The sequence below is a fragment of the cf. Phormidesmis sp. LEGE 11477 genome (assembly GCF_015207105.1).
GTDB lineage: Bacteria > Cyanobacteriota > Cyanobacteriia > Phormidesmidales > Phormidesmidaceae > Phormidesmis.
In genome coordinates, this window is sequence record NZ_JADEXO010000060.1 from 18,798 (window position 1) to 35,987 (window position 17,190).

General features: G+C 50.1%; 13 protein-coding genes. 6 read left to right on the top strand and 7 right to left on the bottom strand.

All coding sequences use genetic code 11. The annotated features are described in order from the left end of the window. Positions 1 to 8 precede the first annotated feature (8 nt). The 3 genes from IQ256_RS16800 to mtgA form a co-directional block, all read right to left on the bottom strand. Positions 9 to 1,697, bottom strand: coding sequence for a bifunctional diguanylate cyclase/phosphodiesterase (locus tag IQ256_RS16800; RefSeq protein WP_228024978.1), 1,689 nt, complete (start codon positions 1,695 to 1,697; stop codon positions 9 to 11). Between the two features lie 390 nt (positions 1,698 to 2,087). Further along, positions 2,088 to 4,073: an MASE1 domain-containing protein gene (locus tag IQ256_RS16805; RefSeq protein ID WP_193856700.1), complete on the bottom strand. Its 1,986-nt coding sequence runs from the start codon at positions 4,071 to 4,073 to the stop codon at positions 2,088 to 2,090. A 219-nt stretch (positions 4,074 to 4,292) separates the two neighbouring features. Continuing rightward, entirely contained in the window at positions 4,293 to 5,012 is a 720-nt protein-coding gene (mtgA, locus tag IQ256_RS16810; protein ID WP_193856701.1) for a monofunctional biosynthetic peptidoglycan transglycosylase, read from the bottom strand. Positions 5,013 to 5,377: 365 nt separating this feature from the next. Here mtgA and IQ256_RS16815 point away from each other — a divergent pair, with 365 nt between their 5' ends. Continuing rightward, positions 5,378 to 6,481 (top strand): DUF389 domain-containing protein, encoded by a 1,104-nt coding sequence (locus IQ256_RS16815; RefSeq protein ID WP_193856702.1) that lies wholly within the window; start codon positions 5,378 to 5,380, stop codon positions 6,479 to 6,481. An 82-nt stretch (positions 6,482 to 6,563) separates the two neighbouring features. On the opposite strand, the gene IQ256_RS16820 is transcribed toward IQ256_RS16815, so the two are convergent. Together IQ256_RS16820 and msrB are read right to left on the bottom strand one after the other, a co-directional pair. After that, positions 6,564 to 7,901, bottom strand: a complete 1,338-nt coding sequence (locus IQ256_RS16820) for an NAD(P)/FAD-dependent oxidoreductase (RefSeq protein WP_193856703.1) — start codon at positions 7,899 to 7,901, stop codon at positions 6,564 to 6,566. Positions 7,902 to 8,009: 108 nt separating this feature from the next. Then, the gene (gene msrB / locus IQ256_RS16825) at positions 8,010 to 8,549 is read right to left on the bottom strand and encodes a peptide-methionine (R)-S-oxide reductase MsrB (protein WP_370623471.1); all 540 of its coding nucleotides are present in this window, start codon (positions 8,547 to 8,549) and stop codon (positions 8,010 to 8,012) included. A 231-nt stretch (positions 8,550 to 8,780) separates the two neighbouring features. On the opposite strand from msrB, the gene IQ256_RS16830 reads away from it, so the two are divergent. Then, positions 8,781 to 9,824, top strand: coding sequence for an AI-2E family transporter (locus tag IQ256_RS16830; protein WP_193856704.1), 1,044 nt, complete (start codon positions 8,781 to 8,783; stop codon positions 9,822 to 9,824). Positions 9,825 to 9,829: 5 nt separating this feature from the next. Here IQ256_RS16830 and IQ256_RS16835 read toward each other — a convergent pair whose 3' ends face one another. Together IQ256_RS16835 and IQ256_RS16840 are read right to left on the bottom strand one after the other, a co-directional pair. Beyond that, on the bottom strand, positions 9,830 to 11,233 hold the full coding sequence (locus IQ256_RS16835) for a mechanosensitive ion channel family protein (RefSeq protein ID WP_193856705.1): 1,404 nt from the start codon (positions 11,231 to 11,233) through the stop codon (positions 9,830 to 9,832). A 193-nt stretch (positions 11,234 to 11,426) separates the two neighbouring features. Then, a complete protein-coding gene (locus IQ256_RS16840; RefSeq protein ID WP_193856706.1) occupies positions 11,427 to 12,014 on the bottom strand; it encodes a hypothetical protein in 588 nt (195 codons plus the stop codon). A gap of 321 nt (positions 12,015 to 12,335) precedes the next feature. Here IQ256_RS16840 and IQ256_RS16845 point away from each other — a divergent pair, with 321 nt between their 5' ends. The 4 genes from IQ256_RS16845 to IQ256_RS16860 form a co-directional block, all read left to right on the top strand. Continuing rightward, entirely contained in the window at positions 12,336 to 13,634 is a 1,299-nt protein-coding gene (locus IQ256_RS16845) for a GTP cyclohydrolase II (protein WP_193856714.1), read from the top strand. Then, a complete protein-coding gene (locus IQ256_RS16850) occupies positions 13,631 to 14,941 on the top strand; it encodes a URC4/urg3 family protein (RefSeq protein WP_193856707.1) in 1,311 nt (436 codons plus the stop codon). The genes IQ256_RS16845 and IQ256_RS16850 overlap by 4 nt, the downstream gene beginning before the upstream one ends. A 101-nt stretch (positions 14,942 to 15,042) precedes the next feature. Beyond that, positions 15,043 to 15,675 (top strand): uracil phosphoribosyltransferase, encoded by a 633-nt coding sequence (gene upp / locus IQ256_RS16855; protein WP_193856708.1) that lies wholly within the window; start codon positions 15,043 to 15,045, stop codon positions 15,673 to 15,675. A 315-nt stretch (positions 15,676 to 15,990) separates the two neighbouring features. Continuing rightward, the coding region (locus tag IQ256_RS16860; protein ID WP_193856709.1) for an NAD(P)-binding domain-containing protein at positions 15,991 to 17,190 on the top strand (1,200 nt) is incomplete at its 3' end.

The following is a 17,190-nucleotide window of genomic DNA, read 5'->3' on the forward strand; positions in this document are numbered from 1 at the left end:
CCCCTCGCCTACACGCGAGCAAGTGTCTTCGCCGCTCCGTTTTTCGAGACTGAAGCGCACTCGCTCTGGCTATTTATCTCAGCAGATACTTGAGTTTGCCAAGGATATTTCTGCTTCAACAGCTGGGTTAGCTGGTCAACCGGCAGGGGGCGACTAAAGTAGTACCCCTGAATTTCGTGGCAGTCATAGGTTTTCAATAAGTTGAGCTGTTCTTCTGTTTCTACACCTTCTGCAATCAAACCCAGCTTTAAGCCTCTCGCTAGAGCAACAATTGCCTGGGTTACCTCAGCAGCATCGGGGCTATCAACCATATCTTTTACAAAGGCCCGGTCAATTTTGAGAATATCGAAAGGAAACTTTCGAAGATAGCTCAGCGAAGAATAGCCGGTTCCAAAATCATCTAAAGCAATTGAGATGCCTAGCTGGTGCAAAGCGTTCAAAACCAGCAGCGTGGGTTCCACCTCTCCTATCAATAAGCTCTCAGTAACCTCTAGCTCTAAAAACTCGGGTGAGAGCTCAGTTTGCGCTAACACCTGCTGTACCCGTTCCACAAGGCCATCACTTTCAATCTGTCTAGCAGAAAGGTTCACGGCGACGGTAAAAGGGGGTAGACCTGCACGCTGCCACGCCTTTGCTTGTTCACAGGCGGTTTGTAAAATCCACTCGCCGATAGGCACTATCAGCCCAGTTGATTCTGCAATTGGGATAAAATCTGCTGGTGATATCATGCCTAGCTCAGAATGCTGCCAGCGAACCAGACACTCCGCGCCTACTATATTGCCGTTACGCCAGTCTACGCGAGGCTGGTAGTAAAGCAACAGCTCATCCTTTTGGGTCGCACTTCTCAGATCTTTGGCTAGCCGCAAGCGCCTTTGCAAGGCAGTAGCCATTTCCGTAGAATAAAATTGATACTGGCCGATGCCACAGTTTTTCGCTTGCTGCAATGCAGTATAGGCGTTTGCAATAGCATTACCAGGTTCTGTCCCGTCAGCAGGATAAACAGAGATACCGATGCTGGCTGTGATGTGCAGCTCAGGTGATATCTCTAGATAAGGCTGCTCTACAAGCGTCAGAATATCCTGCGCGGTGGAAAAATCGTCGTCTAAGGAGTTGCATTGGCAGAGGGCGAACTCATCGTTGCCCATTCGCGCTAGAAAAGTGTCTTTACTGGCGTATTGTGCTAGTCGATGTGCAATCGTTCTTAGAACGCGATCGCCGATTTCATCACTTTCAGCCGTATTCAAGTCCTTAAATCCATCGATATCGACAATAAAAACAACAACCTGCTGCTGCTCTTTAGCACCTGAAATTTCTTGATTTAACCGTTCTTGAAATAACTTTCTGTTCGGTAATTCTGTTAGATTGTCATAATCTTCAAGACGGTGAATAAAATCGTCTAGCTGATGCAGTGTCTGAGTTGTGCTCGCCATCAAAATGCCTGCATCGTCGGTATATGAAGTCGGCAGACTAGGCAGCTTTTGATGGCTTCGATAATTTCGGAGCGCTCGCGCTGTCAGTCCAATCGGAGAGAGCAGCTTGTGGAGCGCGAGCAAGGTAACAGCCGTACCCATGAGTGTTGCTAGCAATGCTATACCAACAATTCTCAGCTTGTCTTCTGCTGTCTCCGTAGTCGAGGTGATGAAGTAGAACAACAGAGTAAGTAGAGGAACGTGCGTTCCGGCAAATGCTACGCACATGAGCTTACTCTTGTAACTCTTCAGGCAGCCCAAGCGCGACAAGAAAATATAAAAATCCATAGTTATTTCGAAGCTTTATCAAAGCGCTCTCGGAAACGGTTAACGGCAACGCTGCCGCCAACTGCTTAACCGAGAGCAGGTTTTGTCAAGCTATCGTCAGACAATGGTCGTATCCATCCGTGATAGTTCCTGATTTTTATATAGTTCTCTTCATATTCCTTCAAAACACCTCTTTCTTCAAAGCACCTTACTGGCCTGCTAGAAGCAATCTATAGCTTTCGAAGAGTTGCTTGAGAGATGCTCGTCGTACGCCGCTAGGGAATGCTCACCAAGGCGGGGGAAGTCTATCAAGGCAAACAGCGAAATGCATTCTGCTGTTTGCTACAAACTTTAAAACAATTGCGTAGAGAGAGATTGCTTTAGCGGAATCTGAATTACGAACTCAGTACCTCTCTCTGGCGATGACTCAAACGTCAATCTGCCACCATGCTTTTTAGTGACAATTTGATAGCTAATTGACAGACCCATGCCAGTACCCTGACCAATCGGCTTGGTGGTAAAGAAAGGATCGAATACTTTGTTGATAGCAGCCTCGGGAATACCAGGGCCATTGTCCGCGATCGCAACCGTTACCCAATCATCGGTTAGTGCAGTTCTTACCGTAATTATTGGCGGTCTTATCGGCGCACCATCCTCTAAGTCAGGTCGCGTTTGTTCTAAAGCATCAACAGCATTGGAAAAAATATTCATGAAGACTTGATTGAGCGCACCTGGATAACATTCCACCTCAGGCAACAGGCTATATTCACGGTTGAGATGAATTTTATCCTGACGGTTGGGCAAAGAAAGCCGATGCTTTAAGAGCAGCAGCGTGCTTTCTATCCCTTCATGAATGTCGGCCAGCTTGATTTCAGATTCATCCAGCCGGGAAAAGTTCCTCAGTGAGAGCACAATCTCTCGAATCCGTTCTGTTCCTATTTGCATGGATGTCAAAATCTTAGGCACGTCCGCTTGAATAAATTCGATTTCTACATCCTTGAGACCAATCGGCAGTTGTACATCACCAAGAGAGTCTTGCTGCCATAGAACCAGCCTCAATAAATCTTCAACAGAACCCTTTAGGTGCTTGATATTGCCGTGAATGAAGCTGACAGGATTGTTGATCTCGTGGGCAATGCCTGCCACCATTTGCCCCAGGCTCGACATTTTCTCGTTTTGGACAATCTGAGCCTGAGCTAGATGAAGTTCAGTTAGCGTATTTTCGAGCGTCTTGTTTTTGCGATCTAGTGCTATGGTTCTTTCGGTAACGCGCTGTTCTAATCCCTGATTGACCGTAGCTAGATCGGCGATCGCATCTCTTAGTTTTGCTTCTGCGCTGCCCCGCTCAGCTAACACAGCCGCTATCACCAATGCAGTGAAAACGGTGACTGCAATAAAAGATTGCAACAATTTCAACGACTGGTTGAGATCGCCACTGGCAAAGCTGCCCAGCCCTCGGACGGTGCCGACAATCGCCATTGTAGAAATACCAACTGCTGCTAGGGTAGCGCCTCTTTGACCATAGCGAAAAGTAGCCCATACCAGCAGCGGGATTAGCATATAGTCTAATCCGTAAGACTGCCAGAAAGAGGCGCGTCCAACGGCTAGCACTAAGCCCACAATCAGCAATACCTCAGCGGTATGTTTAGCGATATAGCGAACGCTGACAGATGACAAGCCACGATCTTCTGTTTTTTCTTCGTGAGATCTTGGGTGAAATCCTGCGTGAGATTCTGGCAGTTGAATCGACTGAAGAGGCGAATCTGAGCGGCGTCCCCAGCTAATAATCGTCGGAGTGACGATGAAAATACCTGCTACGTTAGAGATCCACCAGGTCAGCCAGGTCATAGGATATGCCGACCAGGGAACGACCTCTAAGCTGCAAAGCACCGCTACTCCAACCAGTGCGTTAATCACCGGCCCCACCATACCAGCAAACACCAGGAAATTAATTACATGGGTGACCCGGTCGAGCGGATAGCGGCTACGTGTCGTCTGCCGGAGAGAAAGCACACCCACTCCAGTACCTAGCGTGGTTCCTAGTGCGATACCTAGCACGCCATAAACCGATGTCGATAGCGATAGCCAGCTGCTAGGATCCCAAAACGCCCAGATATTCGCCAGAAAAGACCCTACACATACTCCTGGAAGTAACGGATAGCCATAGAGCAGCACGGCAGCAACCGCTATTCCATCCGGTGGCCAAACAGGCGTGACATTATCAGGCGTAGAGGCCAACCACCGCGAGAGTTCTGCAGTGCCGTAGTAAGCTATGGCTAACGCGATATTCCCATAGAGATAAAGCAGCTTTGGGCGAGTTAGCTCAAGTGAACGCATGATAGTGACAATGATTATCGTCGCTATTGTGCCCTGCTGACATTTTCAAATTCAGAATATTTGATAGAAAATTGAGAGTGGTGAAGGCTGCAAACGAACTATAGCAATCTGCATTGAAATTCAGCTATATCTAGAAGCTGTAGTCATTTAAGAAAGCCCTAGTCGAGCCAGACTTTTGAGCTGATTACACTTGGCAGCAAGAGCAATCCAACCGTTCTTCTAAGAGCCATCGTATAGCTGCTGAAGGTAAGCCTCTCCGCCGAGCTGGCTCATCTGGATAAGAATCCAGCCCTGTCGATCTAGCACCTCCCAAGAAGGTGATTCTAGACTGTATAGTTCTGGGCCGGGTAGCACAGCAGCAAGGAGGGCAGCTTCTTCGGCGGTCAGGTCGCGAGCTGAGATTTGAAAAAATTGCTGACTAGCCGCTTCTACACCAAAGGTGCGATCGCTAAACTGCGCGATATTCAAATACACTTCCAAGATCCGCTGTTTGTTCCACATGAGTTCTATGAGCGTGGTTAGGCCAGCTTCTATGCCTTTGCGAACAAAGCCGCCTCCTGGCCAAAGGAACAGGTTCTTAGCAACTTGCTGAGTAATGGTGCTAGCTCCGCGTAAGCTAGCTCCGCCTTCGGCATCTCTAATAGCGGCATTAATAGCCTCAACGTCAAATCCGCTGTGTATAGGAAAGCGCTGATCTTCAGCAGCGATCGCAGCGATCGCCATATTGGATGAAATCTGCTCGTAGGGTTGCCAGCGGTAGTCGTAGAAGCCGTTGCGAAAGGCGGTTTGTATCATAAAACTGGTGGTAGGTGGCGGTACAAACCGCAGCAGCAGCACTATCAACGCCGACAGTATCCACAGCCAAACGAAGAGACTGACTATCCACCGAAGCGGGCGGAATAGGTTAAAACGTTTTCTGCGCTTAGTGTTTTTATACATAAAATATTATTTGAAACAGATGAAGCTATCGGCGCTTGTCTTTCTATCTTTATACACCTAGACCATCAATGCTAATCGACAACAGCAGTCGCGGTTGAGCACCTCACCCTCGTGTTACGAAAGTGTTGAGTCTAAGTCTCAAGCAAACAACCAGCACAAATCGTATGTCCTTAGGTATACGGTTTAACAAAAGTAAATACTGCTATAATTTCCCACATGTCTGAAAGGTTTCAGACTTCTATCATCTATCAATCACTGCAGCGCACTAGCGCAGCCTCTCCTGTGGAAAATAGCCATCTCATCTAAAGGCTTTGAGAGGGTTTGCTTATGTCTAGTTAATCTTCGATTTACAAGGACGTGTCAGTATGTTGGCTGTTGTAAGCAAGCGATTGATTGGTTGGGGTCATCAATGGCTATCAGCGCTAAAGGATCGTCACCGGGGTGAGTGGCACTGGATGGAGTCTAAGCCAGTACCGATTGCGAGTCTAAATCGCAGTCTTTGGCGCAGCGCGGAGTCTTCTTCTAATTATTATTTGCTGCTGTTTTTGTCGGGGGCGATCGCGACCTTTGGGCTACTTTCTGGCAGCAGCGCTACTGTAATTGGTGCCATGATTGTTGCGCCATTGATGGGGCCGATTACAGGCATCGCTTTTGCGCTGATTATGGCCAATCGTAGATTGCTAAGAAGGGCCAGTTTGTCGCTAGCGCTGGGCGCGTTGCTGACAGTAGGAACGGCTACGCTCATTGCCAAGATTACTGGAATTGAGGCGCTGACAGGTGAGATTTTGGCTCGGACACAGCCAACTCTGTTAGATCTAGGAGTGGCGCTCGCAGCAGGCGCAGCGGGCGCGTTAGCAAAGTCTCGTCGAGGCATTGCAGATGCGCTGCCGGGCGTGGCGATCGCAGTTGCACTGGTGCCACCATTGAGCGTGGTAGGTGTTGGCGTTGCCTTTGGCTCAGCAACTGTATTTAATGGCGCACTACTACTGTTTGTCACCAATTTAGTCGGCATCATTTTCAGCGGTGGACTGGTTTTTCTGGCACTGCGCTACGGTTCGGTGCAGCGAGCAAAAAGAGGAATGACCATTGCGATCGCCACGCTATTGTGCCTGGGTATTCCGCTAAGTCTCTCTTTTCAAGACCTGTCGATCAAAAAACAAGCTCGTATTAGTGTGAATACTCTTATTCGGAGAAGTAGTCCTTTTTCTGAGACAGATATTCAGTCGCTAGACATTGTCAGGGAGGGCGATGCATTGGTTGTCTATCTAGACGTAAAGGCGGTGCCAAGCTCTGTTTCTTCCGAGCAGGTGAATCTAGTGCGCGAAGCCCTGGCTAAAGAAATAGAGCGGCCTATCACACTGTATGTAAACGTGATTCCGATTGAACAGTTTGTTAGCGATGCCCCTCTATCAGAATCACAGTCTTCTTTGAGGGACAAGACGACTAGAAGACAAGCTGGTGACAAGTGAACTCGAAAGGGCTAGCAAAAAAAGATAGTAGCTCGTAAATAGGGGCAGTAGTTCAGGGTACTTGCAGAATAGCCGAACAGGGCTACATAAATGCCTTCGAGAGCAGCTTCGGGTGCAACAGCGTTAGCGGAGAATCGACCATGTGAGCTACCTTAGTCAGTGCCAAAGCTAGCTCGCTATCTGTATGTATTTTGGCTACTAGCCTGCGTCTGTATAAGCCTAAAAGACGCGCTATTGGGCTCTTCTTAGCGATCGCTTCTGCCCTGAGAAAGCCAGCATCGTTGTTCGTCGCCGCGCTCCAGGCAGGCTTGATTTGCTTTGCCAACTGCTTTTGAAATGTCAGAGAATCTCCTACCTGCGACTTTTTAGCGTTCGCTAGCAGCCAGTCACGCAGCGTCAGCGCAGACATCGCACTTGTGGTCAATCCTTGACCATAGGCAGGGCACAAAGCGCAAACGGAATCACCAATCGCAATAAAGCCGTTTGGCATGGTCACTAGCCGTTCGTAACGATAAAGTCGATTAGCCGTAGCGCGATAGGCTTTGATCTCAGAAATAGGAGACAAATGCGAGATGACCTCATGAAACCTAGCGCTCGGTAGCTGCTGAGCAAACGCTAGAAACTCAGATTGCTCTAACGGGGGGTACTGCTGACAATATCCGCCCAATGTGGCAATTAGCTCATTGTTCTCTACTCTGGCGAGATAGCCTAGTTTCGTCAGCTTCGGTGGCCGATGAGTGACTAGTAGCACCTTCCAATCTTCGTCCCATCTGTCAGGGATACGATAGCGCTGGGTTGCATAGCCCAACTGGGCATTTACAAGTTCACATGCTGGTACAGAGGCACCTATAGCCTCTAGCCACGTCAGTGCGTTCGATGAGCGCCCGCTAGCATCGACGACTAAGTCTGCCTCTACTGTCTGCTCATCGGTTTCTCCCTTCGACCGTTTGCATCGAATGCCCGTTACCTTACTGCCGCTCCCGACTAGCGCCTCGACGCGGTAAGGAGAGAGCCTGCGAACGTTGCTGAGCTGTTCTACGTGCTGCCGGATGACCGCTTCTAGCAGTGGCCGAGTGCAGGAAAAAGACTCTAATCCAGTCGGCTCATTACTAACAGCGCTCCAATCGCCGAAGACGAAAGATTGAAAGTCTTGGCCCCAGTCGATAGGCACTGCGCCCGCCGCTAGCAGATCATCTTTTAAGCTGGGTACAAAGCCCTTTAGTAACCGATATCCATGCGTCAACAGAATATGTGGCTGCGGCGATTGGGGCACCCCGGTTCGTTCAGTAGGGTGGCGTGCAACCACATCCCTTTCAACAATGACCACCTCTTCAAAGTAGTCTGAGAGTACCTTAGCGCTGAGTAGTCCAGCGATACTACCGCCAATGACAATGGCACGCTTCAAAAGGGGGCTTTGCATAGTGTAAGTAGCGCCGATGCAACTTTGCAGACGCGTCTAGCTGATCTATTTCGTATCTAGTTTATCCGTATCCATTAGGGTAGTGTCAGGAACAAGTAAAAAACTCTGCTACGCAGCCGTAAAGTTCAAAGCAACGCCGTTCATGCAGTAGCGTTTTCTAGTAGGGGCGGGGCCGTCGTTGAAGACGTGCCCTAGATGGCCGCCACAGCGGCGACAGTGGACTTCGGTGCGCTCCATCAGGAAGGAGCGATCGGTGCGGGTAGCCACGGCGTCTTCTAGGGGTGCATAAAAGCTAGGCCAGCCCGTACCGCTGTCGAATTTGGTTTTAGAAGAGAACAGCGGTAGGCCACAGCCAGCACAGCTATAGGTTCCGGCAGTAGAGAGCTTATCGAGCGGACTGCTAAAGGGGCGTTCGGTCTTTTCTTGTCGCAGTACCGCGAACTCTTCAGGCGTGAGGGCTTTTCGCCATTCTGCTTCTGTTTTGGTGATTTCGAAGCCTGCTTCTGAATCAGCTGTGTCTGCATCCCGTTTGACGGCTGTCTGTGTGTCGCCAGTGGGGGCAATTCCGGCCAAGAAAGGGACATAGCGGGATAGCGCGATCGCACCCACACCAATGGCTCCCATTTTCAAAAAATCACGTTTCTTCACGGTCTCAAACCTTTGCTTAGTCAAAAGATAGTCCTTCGAGAGTCTATTACTTATTTAATCGTAACAAGCAGGATAGAAATTACCTGAATCTTCAGTAGTAAGCTGCTGAATTTTTGCTGAGGCACGCGCCACATCCTAATGTCGATACGTGCCTGCCTTAATATGTGCCTGTCTTGATATCCCCTGTACTGATAGGGTATAGAGCGACGGCGGCTCTATGGAGAGGCTAACATGACCGCACCGCAGCCTAAGCTTGTTTCTTTATTGATTAGTCTAGCCAGCGTTGTTCTGATCATTTCAGGGCTCAGAACACTATCAGGACTACTGACACCCATTTTGCTGTCTTTGTTTTTAGTCTTGGTCACAGCGCCGCTTTTGAGCTGGCTGAGAAAAAAAGGACTGCCCAGGTGGCTCTCTTATCTAGTCATTTTGCTAGGTGTGGGTGTGGTCGGATTGTTCTTTACTTTCTTTCTAACGACTTCACTTAATCAGCTACTAGACGTGTTGCCTACCTATAGCGATCAGATCGAGTCACAGGTAAGAAATCTATGGGACTGGTTGGGCACAAGAGGCATTAATTCAGAAGATATTCAAGAGCTAACTTGGTTTCAGCCAGAGAGAATCCTGCAGGTGTCAGTTACTGTGACAACAACTGTCTTGGGCACACTTTCTAATGTTGGGCTAACGCTAATTATCTTTATCTATATGCTGGCAACAGCACCTAATTTCTCGGCTCGCCTACGCAGAGGACTCAGGAACAATCCGTCTACGCTTCAAAGATTGCAGGCATTTGCCCAGAGCACAAGCGCCTATCTATTGATCAAAGGATGGCTAGGCGCACTGACGGCGCTAGTTCAAATTGCCTTAATGCTGATTCTAGGCTTAGATTTTGCGGTGCTGTGGGGAGTGCTTTCGTTCTTCTTGAACTTTGTGCCAAACGTCGGATTTTATATCGCACTGATCCCGCCGCTGCTGCTGTCAGTCATTGAGCTAGGCTGGCTGAAAGCTGTTTTGTTTGGGGTCGCATACGTCGCTATCAACAATTTCTTTGATCTAGTCATCGCGCCAAAATATTTGGCTGAAGGACTCGACCTCTCAGCGCTAGTCACGTTTTTGGCTGTAATTGTTTGGACCTGGATATTTGGCCCTATTGGTGCATTTCTGGCCTTACCGCTCACCGTTATGGTCAAAAAACTACTGCTTGAACCCTTTCCCCAGACCGAGCTGATTGCCGATCTATTAGGCGCTGGTGGAGAAGAAGACGAATCACCATAATTCTGCTATGTCTCAGATACTGTAGCCGTTTGGGAAACGCCATCGTTCGGTGAGATAGTCAGGCTACCGTTCCTTTGTTTTAACTCTTCGGGGACGTCTTTTAGCAAGAGCGTGTAGATTTCTGTGGGCATCTCTATGTCATAGTCTTGTAGGGCTTCTTTCACCCTTTGAGCGACGATTGAGGTGGTCTCTAGAAAGCCAGCACGACGAGAATCTACCCAGAACCGCACCTCTAAATTGACGGTGCTAGCGGCTAGCTCGCTGACTAAGACTTCTGGAATCGGATCGGGCTGCACTTTGTCTAGGTTAGAGATTGCTCTGACAATGACTTCTCTAGCTTCAACCACATCGGCCTCATAATCTATGCCGACAAAAACAGAGCTGCGTAGATATTTAGAGGCTGTATTGTTGGTGATGCTGGCGCTAAAGACTTCTTGATTAGGAATGTAGATCATGCGGCCATCGTAAGTCTTGATCGTGGTTGATCTAAGCTGCACTTGAGTGATAGTGCCTTCGTAGCCATCGATCACGACCTGATCGCCAATATGAAAAGGCCGAGCCGCTAGCAGGATTACCCCTGAAATATAGTTACTTAAGACATCCTTTAAACTAAAACCAATAGCAACACTCGTTAGACCCAGTGCGCCTAGCATGGTGGCAAAATCAATGCCCCAAACGCCTAGCGCCACGACCGTGCCCACCACCCAAACAGCGCCATAGCCGAGCCTGCCAATCAAGATTTCTGTGCCGCGATCGCCTTCCGTTCGCTGCGCCCACTGAAAGGCACTAAAGCGTACCCCTTTAGCAATTAGCCACGTGAAAAATACAACAATCAACACGCCGATCAAAGCTGGAATACTGTTGATTGCATCTTGGCTGAGCTGACGAACCGTAGCATTTAGCCGCTGAATCACGTCGATCGCAACTGGCGGCTTATCAAAACTTCGCTCTAACCGGGTAGTCCAGTCTTCTACAACCGTATCCAAAGACAGCCGCAAATCTTGCGCGTCTTGCTCAGTGACGGTCATCAAAATCCGACCGTTCGCTTCTATATTGACAACGCCAGGCGTATCCGACACTGCAGCCGACACCACGACTGCGCCTTCTGTTCTATCTAGCAAGCTAGCGATGCGGCGGCTAATCCCTGCGGCTCTTTGGCTAGCAGATACCTCTTCTAGGCTACCGACTTGAAAGACGCTCTGCCCTCGGACTATCACATCTGCAAAATAGACACCGTCATCCGGTGGCGCTACGGTCTCTTCAGCCTCAGCCGCCTCTACTTCGGTGGCCGGTAGCGCGTCTTCTATGGCTTCACCTTGAGCTTTGATTGGCGTGGCCGATAGAACAATTGTCAAAAAGATGGCCGCAAAACAAACTCCAAAGCGAACCTTTTTCACGGCCTTATCCATCGACGAAATACTCCAGGAAGCTGCCTGATGACTCTAGTTTTAGCTAGCTACCCCGTCTTTCACAGAAATCTTCCATAGAAAAGACCCAAGCGACTAGCCACCAATTATGAGCGGTTTAGCCGTTCCCTCGTCTACTTTCAAAAGGCATAGACTAAGGTGCGGATCGTGGACTGGCATCGTTTAGGACTCGCGTCTAGCTGATGGGTTCACCCCAACGAGTCAGCGTTAGATCTTCAGGATCGGCGAGCGGACAGACTTCAGTGGCCATCAGAATCTTTTTGGCCGCCACGCAGCCACAGGCGGCGCAGATTCGCTGGTCACTGCCAGCAAAGACCCTTTGAGCAAACTGATATGGAAAAGAATTAGGGGAATCTACTAGCTGATCGCAGCTTAAGCAGGCAGATCTTCGCTTCTCTACAATAACTGGGTCTGTCTTTTGAAAGCCAGCGGCTCCCCACCGCAGCAGCGCGACGCTACTCTTTTTGACTAGCTCCACTGTAGATTTGGCCGGACGAGCGTTTCCTGCCTGCTCGTCTGCGGGTTGATCCATGGGTTCGAAGGCTGAATTAGTGGGGTCTGCCAGCAGGCGATCGCGCCAGTCAGGAAACTTGCGAACCGCCACCAGTTTCTCAGCAAACTTAGCCTCAGCCAGCACCCGTAAGGTCACTGCCGTCGTCGCAGCACCGTCCAAGCCTAAGACTTCACCCAGCCGCTCTCTGGCTTCTCCGATCGTCTCTGCCGCGTAGGTTGATTCGAGTAGGGTTTGAACAGATGAATGCATTGCTTACTACCGTCTTGTGTGAAACGAGGATCTCTTTGGATTGGGCGGATCAAGTGACAAAAGCTATATCGATCGCGGCTAGCCTTTAAAGCTTACTTCCATAGACTAGATACTGTTTTATTGGGGCAGGACCTATGGCTATGAATCTTCACGCACTGCTTACACTTGGCGAACAAAGACAAAAGTGCAAAGTAGCCGGATTAGCACTCAGTTAGCATTCAGCTAGCACACAGATGCAGCCGACGTCAGTAATACAGCCTGTACTGACTAAAATGCGCTACTTTGGGGGCTCAGTGACAACCTATTTCTACGATGACATCTATGAAATCGCCTCGTCGCCAGCCCGGTCACAAACCCAGTCACAAACACATCGTCTTGACCTCTCACCCCAGGCGCTCTAGCGAGCAGCCGCTGGCAATTCAGTGGGGCGATCCCAACCCCAACGAGCGCGGACCGATTATTGCCACATTAGGGAATCGCACCCATCGCAATGCCATCGGCACCCATTCAGGTGGCTATGCGATATACCGGGCGTTGGCGATCGCGAGTGGCACTCTAGATCACGATCATCGCGCTGATCTTACCAACACTTCACCCACCGTCTCTATCGGGCCGTATCCCATCTGGGGCGCACCTGACAAAATTGTCTCCCTCGATCCATTTGGCACCCTAGATCACAATCTGTTTGCCGAGCTTAGGGAAGAAGGCTACGATATCCGCCCTTCCATCGCAATTACCAAAGCCCACATCAACATTCCAGAATTGCAGGAAGCGGTCGCCGACGGGCGGTTGCAAATTGATGGCGAAATCATGAACCAAACCGGAGAACTGGTCGTCACCAAAGCCGCTATCGAGCCCGTTTGGTACTTGCCAGGCATTGCCCAACGCTTTGGCGTACCAGAAAGCGACCTGCGACGAACCCTGTTTGAACAGACTGGCGGTATGTTTCCAGAACTGGTTACTCGGCCCGACTTGCAGGTGTTCTTGCCTCCTATTGGTGGACTGACTGTCTATATTTTGGGCGATATTGAGGCGATTACCGATCCAGATCGGCCTCTCGCTGTCCGCATTCACGATGAGTGTAACGGCTCTGATGTATTCGGCTCTGATATCTGCACCTGTCGCCCCTACCTGGTGCATGGCATTGAGGTTGCGGTCGCCACCGCGCAGGCGGGCGGAGCCGGGGTGATTATCTACGCGCGTAAAGAAGGGAGAGCCTTAGGAGAGGTGACTAAGTTTCTGGTGTATAACGCGCGCAAACGCCAGGCCGGGGGCGATCGCGCTGACACTTACTTTACGCGCACCGAATGCGTAGCCGGGGTGCAAGATATGCGGTTTCAAGAGCTGATGCCAGATGTGATGCACTGGCTAGGCATCACGCGAATCGATCAGTTTGTCTCTATGAGCAACCTAAAATATGACGCGGTTGTGCAATCAGGCATTGAGATTGTAGAGCGGATCTCGATTCCAGAAGCGCTGATTCCGGCGGATGCTCAAGTCGAAATGAACGCTAAGAAAGCGGCAGGCTATTTTACCGAAGGTGACGTTCCTGACGAAGCTGAGCTGAGTCAAACCATCGGTCGACAGTATGAAGACGTAGCCCGTGAGGACGTAGAATGACACCCGCAGAACAGGCGGCGATCGCATACCTACAAACGCCTCAGGCAATTCGCGATCGCGCCCAACAGCTATTTGAGCGATGCCAAGCCGACCAGCTAGATCACTTTGCCTGCGACCTAGACAGGCTAGACGAAGTGGCCGCTTATGTCGTATCGACCACTCAGGCGTTTTATCCCGACTTTGATATTCCTTTTCACAGCCGCTGGCGTCACTTTGATGTGGGCGGCGTCCCTCGCTTGGCAGCGCTGAATCAAAGGCTCAGTCAGGCGCTAGATGCACAGAGCGCAAGACCTGAAGTGTCGACACCTTTTCAAGTAGCGCGATCGCAAGTCGATCTAGCGGTTGTCAGCGTGCTGCTAGATGCCGGGGCTGGCACTCAGTGGCGTTATCAGGATCTCTCGATTGGGCCCGGAGGCGATAAAGCGAAGCCTCTACAGCGGTCGGAAGGTCTGGCCGTGGCTAGCCTCCGCGCTTTTGAACAGGGTCTTTTTTCATCCGATCCGGCTGCACCCTATCAGGTCGATGCAGTGGGCCTGCAAAAACTGACCGAAGCTGACCTGGCGGGGGCCTTTCAAGTAAGTTCTGATAATCCGCTGGTTGGGCTTTCTGGTCGTTTGGATCTTCTTCAAAAATTAGGAGAAACCTTGGAAGAACAAAGCAGTCGGTCTAGCTCAGGTTCAGCTAGGCCCAGCAATTTGTTAGATCGTTGGATGGTAGATCGCGCGCCAAAAGGCAAACAGAATATAGAAGAAATTTCACTAGATGCGGGTGAGTTGCTAAGCGCAGTGCTAAAAAGCTTTGGCGCAATTTGGCCGGGTCGAGCTGCGATCGCCCAGACAAACCTAGGTGACGTATGGCCCCATCCCCAGCTTGTTAAAACATCAATAGGCGGCAACTTAGTCCCCTTTCACAAGCTTTCCCAATGGCTCACCTACTCATTGGTCGAACCGCTAGCGGCAGCAGGGATAGCTGTGACCAATTTGAATGCGCTCACTGGGCTAGCAGAATATCGCAACGGCGGACTCTGCCTTGATATGGGGTTACTCGTGCCCAAGCACCCAGAGGTTACGAGTAAGTCGCATCTGCCCAGCTCACCTGTGGTAGTAGAATGGCGAGCTTTAACCATTGTTCTACTCGATCTAATTGGCGATCGCGTTCAACAATTGCTAGATAAATCTCCTGAAGAATTACCCCTAATCAAAATACTAGAAGGGGGTACTTGGGCTGCCGGACGACGAATTGCCAAGCAGCTCAGACCCACAGGCGCACCTCCAATTACAATCCAAAGTGATGGCACTGTATTTTGAACCGTATTTTGATTGGGCAAATTTCTCGATTAAAAGTTGTCTTCTAGTCAAACAGCCTTCTAGTCAAACAATCTTCTAGCTAAACAGCGGCGTCAGCTATTATGAACAATCTAGTCACACTTATTGAGCATCCTCTGATCCAGCACAAGCTGACGCTCATGCGGAAAAAAGACACCAGCACCGCTAAGTTTCGAGCACTTCTCCAGGAAATCAGCATGCTGTTGGCCTATGAAGTCACCCGCGATTTGCCGCTAGAAAAAGTTTCTATCGAAACGCCTTTTTCGACGATGGATGCCCCAATGCTGACCGGTAGGAAGCTAGTGCTTATCTCTATCATGCGAGCGGGACAAGGTATCTTAGACGGCATGCTCCAGCTGATCCCATCAGCGCGGGTGGGGCATATTGGCCTTTACCGCGAGCCTAGAACGCTGGTGCCAGTGGAGTATTACTTCAAAGTGCCGCACGATGTCAGCGATCGGCAGATGCTGATCGTAGACCCGATGATTGCAACTGGAAATACTGCGATCGCAGCCGTCCATCGTCTCAAAGAAACTCAGCCACAGTCGATCAAATTTGTCTGTCTGTTGGCTTCTCCTGAGGGGATTACGAACTTCTACGAAGAGCACCCCGACGTCCCTATCTTCACCGCCGCCATTGATGACAAGCTAGACGAACATGGCTACATTCTGCCAGGGCTAGGAGACGCTGGCGATCGCATGTTTGGCACTCAATAATTTGGCACCCGATAATAAGAGGAAATGTTGCAGTAGAACAAATCAGCTATGCAAGTAAATAGACGTAAGTTCTCTTCTTTCAGTTTGTGTTGATGATTTAACTACGAACCTCAGTGCGGATCTCGATGATAAAAACACGACGTAATTAGAAAATAATCGTTTTGTTCTGCCGCCCATGCCAGAAAGTATTGCTATTGTGAATCGGTAACCGACTGGCGATGCACCTTTGCAAAGACGTTCTTTACGTCAGCGCGATCTCTCTTGCGGTTTCTCCTAGGGGAGTGATGCATCCGCACGTTGCTATATTTCCAATTCATGACAAATATCCATCCCTCGCCGACGCTTCCAACTGGCTTTAGCGCTGAAGATTTTTGGGTGCTGCCCTCGCCCTTGCCCGATGCTGACAAAAGGCTACATCGGCTGACTGAAGCGATATACGCCGATCTAGACATTCTGAACTATCCAAGCAAAACTTGGGACTATAGCCGGGATCATGCTGTTCTAGAAGTGGCCATAATAGGGGCGGGGCACTGTGGCAAATCAACTGCGTTTGGATTGCGGCGGCATGGAATAGAGCGCGTGCGGATATTTGACCAAGCCCAGACAGGTCACGAAGGGCCATGGCGATCACACGCCCGTAACGCTACATTGCGGACCCCCAAACAAGTCACTGGCGGACTAGAGTGGGGCATTGCCAATCTACACTTCAGCCGCTGGTGCAGCGCTCGCTATGGAGAAGCCTACTGGCAGCGCATTCAATATATTCCTCGACTGTTCTGGGCAGACTACCTAGACTGGTACGGCAAAATTCTTGATCTGCCCATTCAAAACGATACCCACATTCAAGACATTACCTGGAATCAGGCCGAACAGTGCTTTTGGCTAGAAGCTATCCATCAAGGACGCCCTGAACGCTACAAGGCAAGATTTCTTGTATTCGCCACTGGCATGGAGTGTGCAGGCGGAAAGAAACTGCCGCGTATCGTCAGTGAAAATCTGCCCGAGCACTGCTATCACCACACCATGGATAGTATTGACTTTCCAGCTTTCGCAGGCAAGCGAATTGTTGTTGTCGGTGGCGGGGCGAGCGCTTTTGACAACGCCTTGCTGATGCTCAAGGCCGGAGCCAAATCAGTCGATATTGTGGTTAGACGAAAGTCTTTGACCAACGTGAACCGGATTCGCTGGAGTGAATGGAATGGCTATCATCGCCACTATATCGATCTGCCAGACCAGATGAAATGGGCGTATAGTCTGGCCGAATTGCGGCTAGGTCAGCTACCCCCTTCACATACCTATTATCAGGCGATCAGTCAGCCTGAGCTAACGCTCCACACCGATGCGCCAATCCAAAAGCTGAATTACTACAACCATGAGATTGTGGGCACCTATGGAGACAGCACGCTGCGTCACGATGCCATGATTTGTGGAACCGGGTTTGTGACCGATCTAGATCGCCAGAGAGAGCTGCGATCGCTTGCCCCCCACATCTCTCGCTGGCAATCGCATTTCACC

Excerpts from the sequence above, each read along its gene's own strand:
- IQ256_RS16800 (WP_228024978.1), bottom strand. The coding sequence starts at position 1,697 with ATGTGCGTAGCATTTGCCGGAACGCACGTTCCTCTACTTACTCTGTTG.
- IQ256_RS16805 (WP_193856700.1), bottom strand. The coding sequence starts at position 4,073 with ATGCGTTCACTTGAGCTAACTCGCCCAAAGCTGCTTTATCTCTATGGG.
- mtgA (WP_193856701.1), bottom strand. The coding sequence starts at position 5,012 with ATGTATAAAAACACTAAGCGCAGAAAACGTTTTAACCTATTCCGCCCG.
- IQ256_RS16815 (WP_193856702.1), top strand. The coding sequence starts at position 5,378 with ATGTTGGCTGTTGTAAGCAAGCGATTGATTGGTTGGGGTCATCAATGG.
- IQ256_RS16820 (WP_193856703.1), bottom strand. The coding sequence starts at position 7,901 with ATGCAAAGCCCCCTTTTGAAGCGTGCCATTGTCATTGGCGGTAGTATC.
- IQ256_RS16830 (WP_193856704.1), top strand. The coding sequence starts at position 8,781 with ATGACCGCACCGCAGCCTAAGCTTGTTTCTTTATTGATTAGTCTAGCC.
- IQ256_RS16835 (WP_193856705.1), bottom strand. The coding sequence starts at position 11,233 with ATGGATAAGGCCGTGAAAAAGGTTCGCTTTGGAGTTTGTTTTGCGGCC.
- IQ256_RS16840 (WP_193856706.1), bottom strand. The coding sequence starts at position 12,014 with ATGCATTCATCTGTTCAAACCCTACTCGAATCAACCTACGCGGCAGAG.
- IQ256_RS16845 (WP_193856714.1), top strand. The coding sequence starts at position 12,336 with ATGAAATCGCCTCGTCGCCAGCCCGGTCACAAACCCAGTCACAAACAC.
- IQ256_RS16850 (WP_193856707.1), top strand. The coding sequence starts at position 13,631 with ATGACACCCGCAGAACAGGCGGCGATCGCATACCTACAAACGCCTCAG.
- upp (WP_193856708.1), top strand. The coding sequence starts at position 15,043 with ATGAACAATCTAGTCACACTTATTGAGCATCCTCTGATCCAGCACAAG.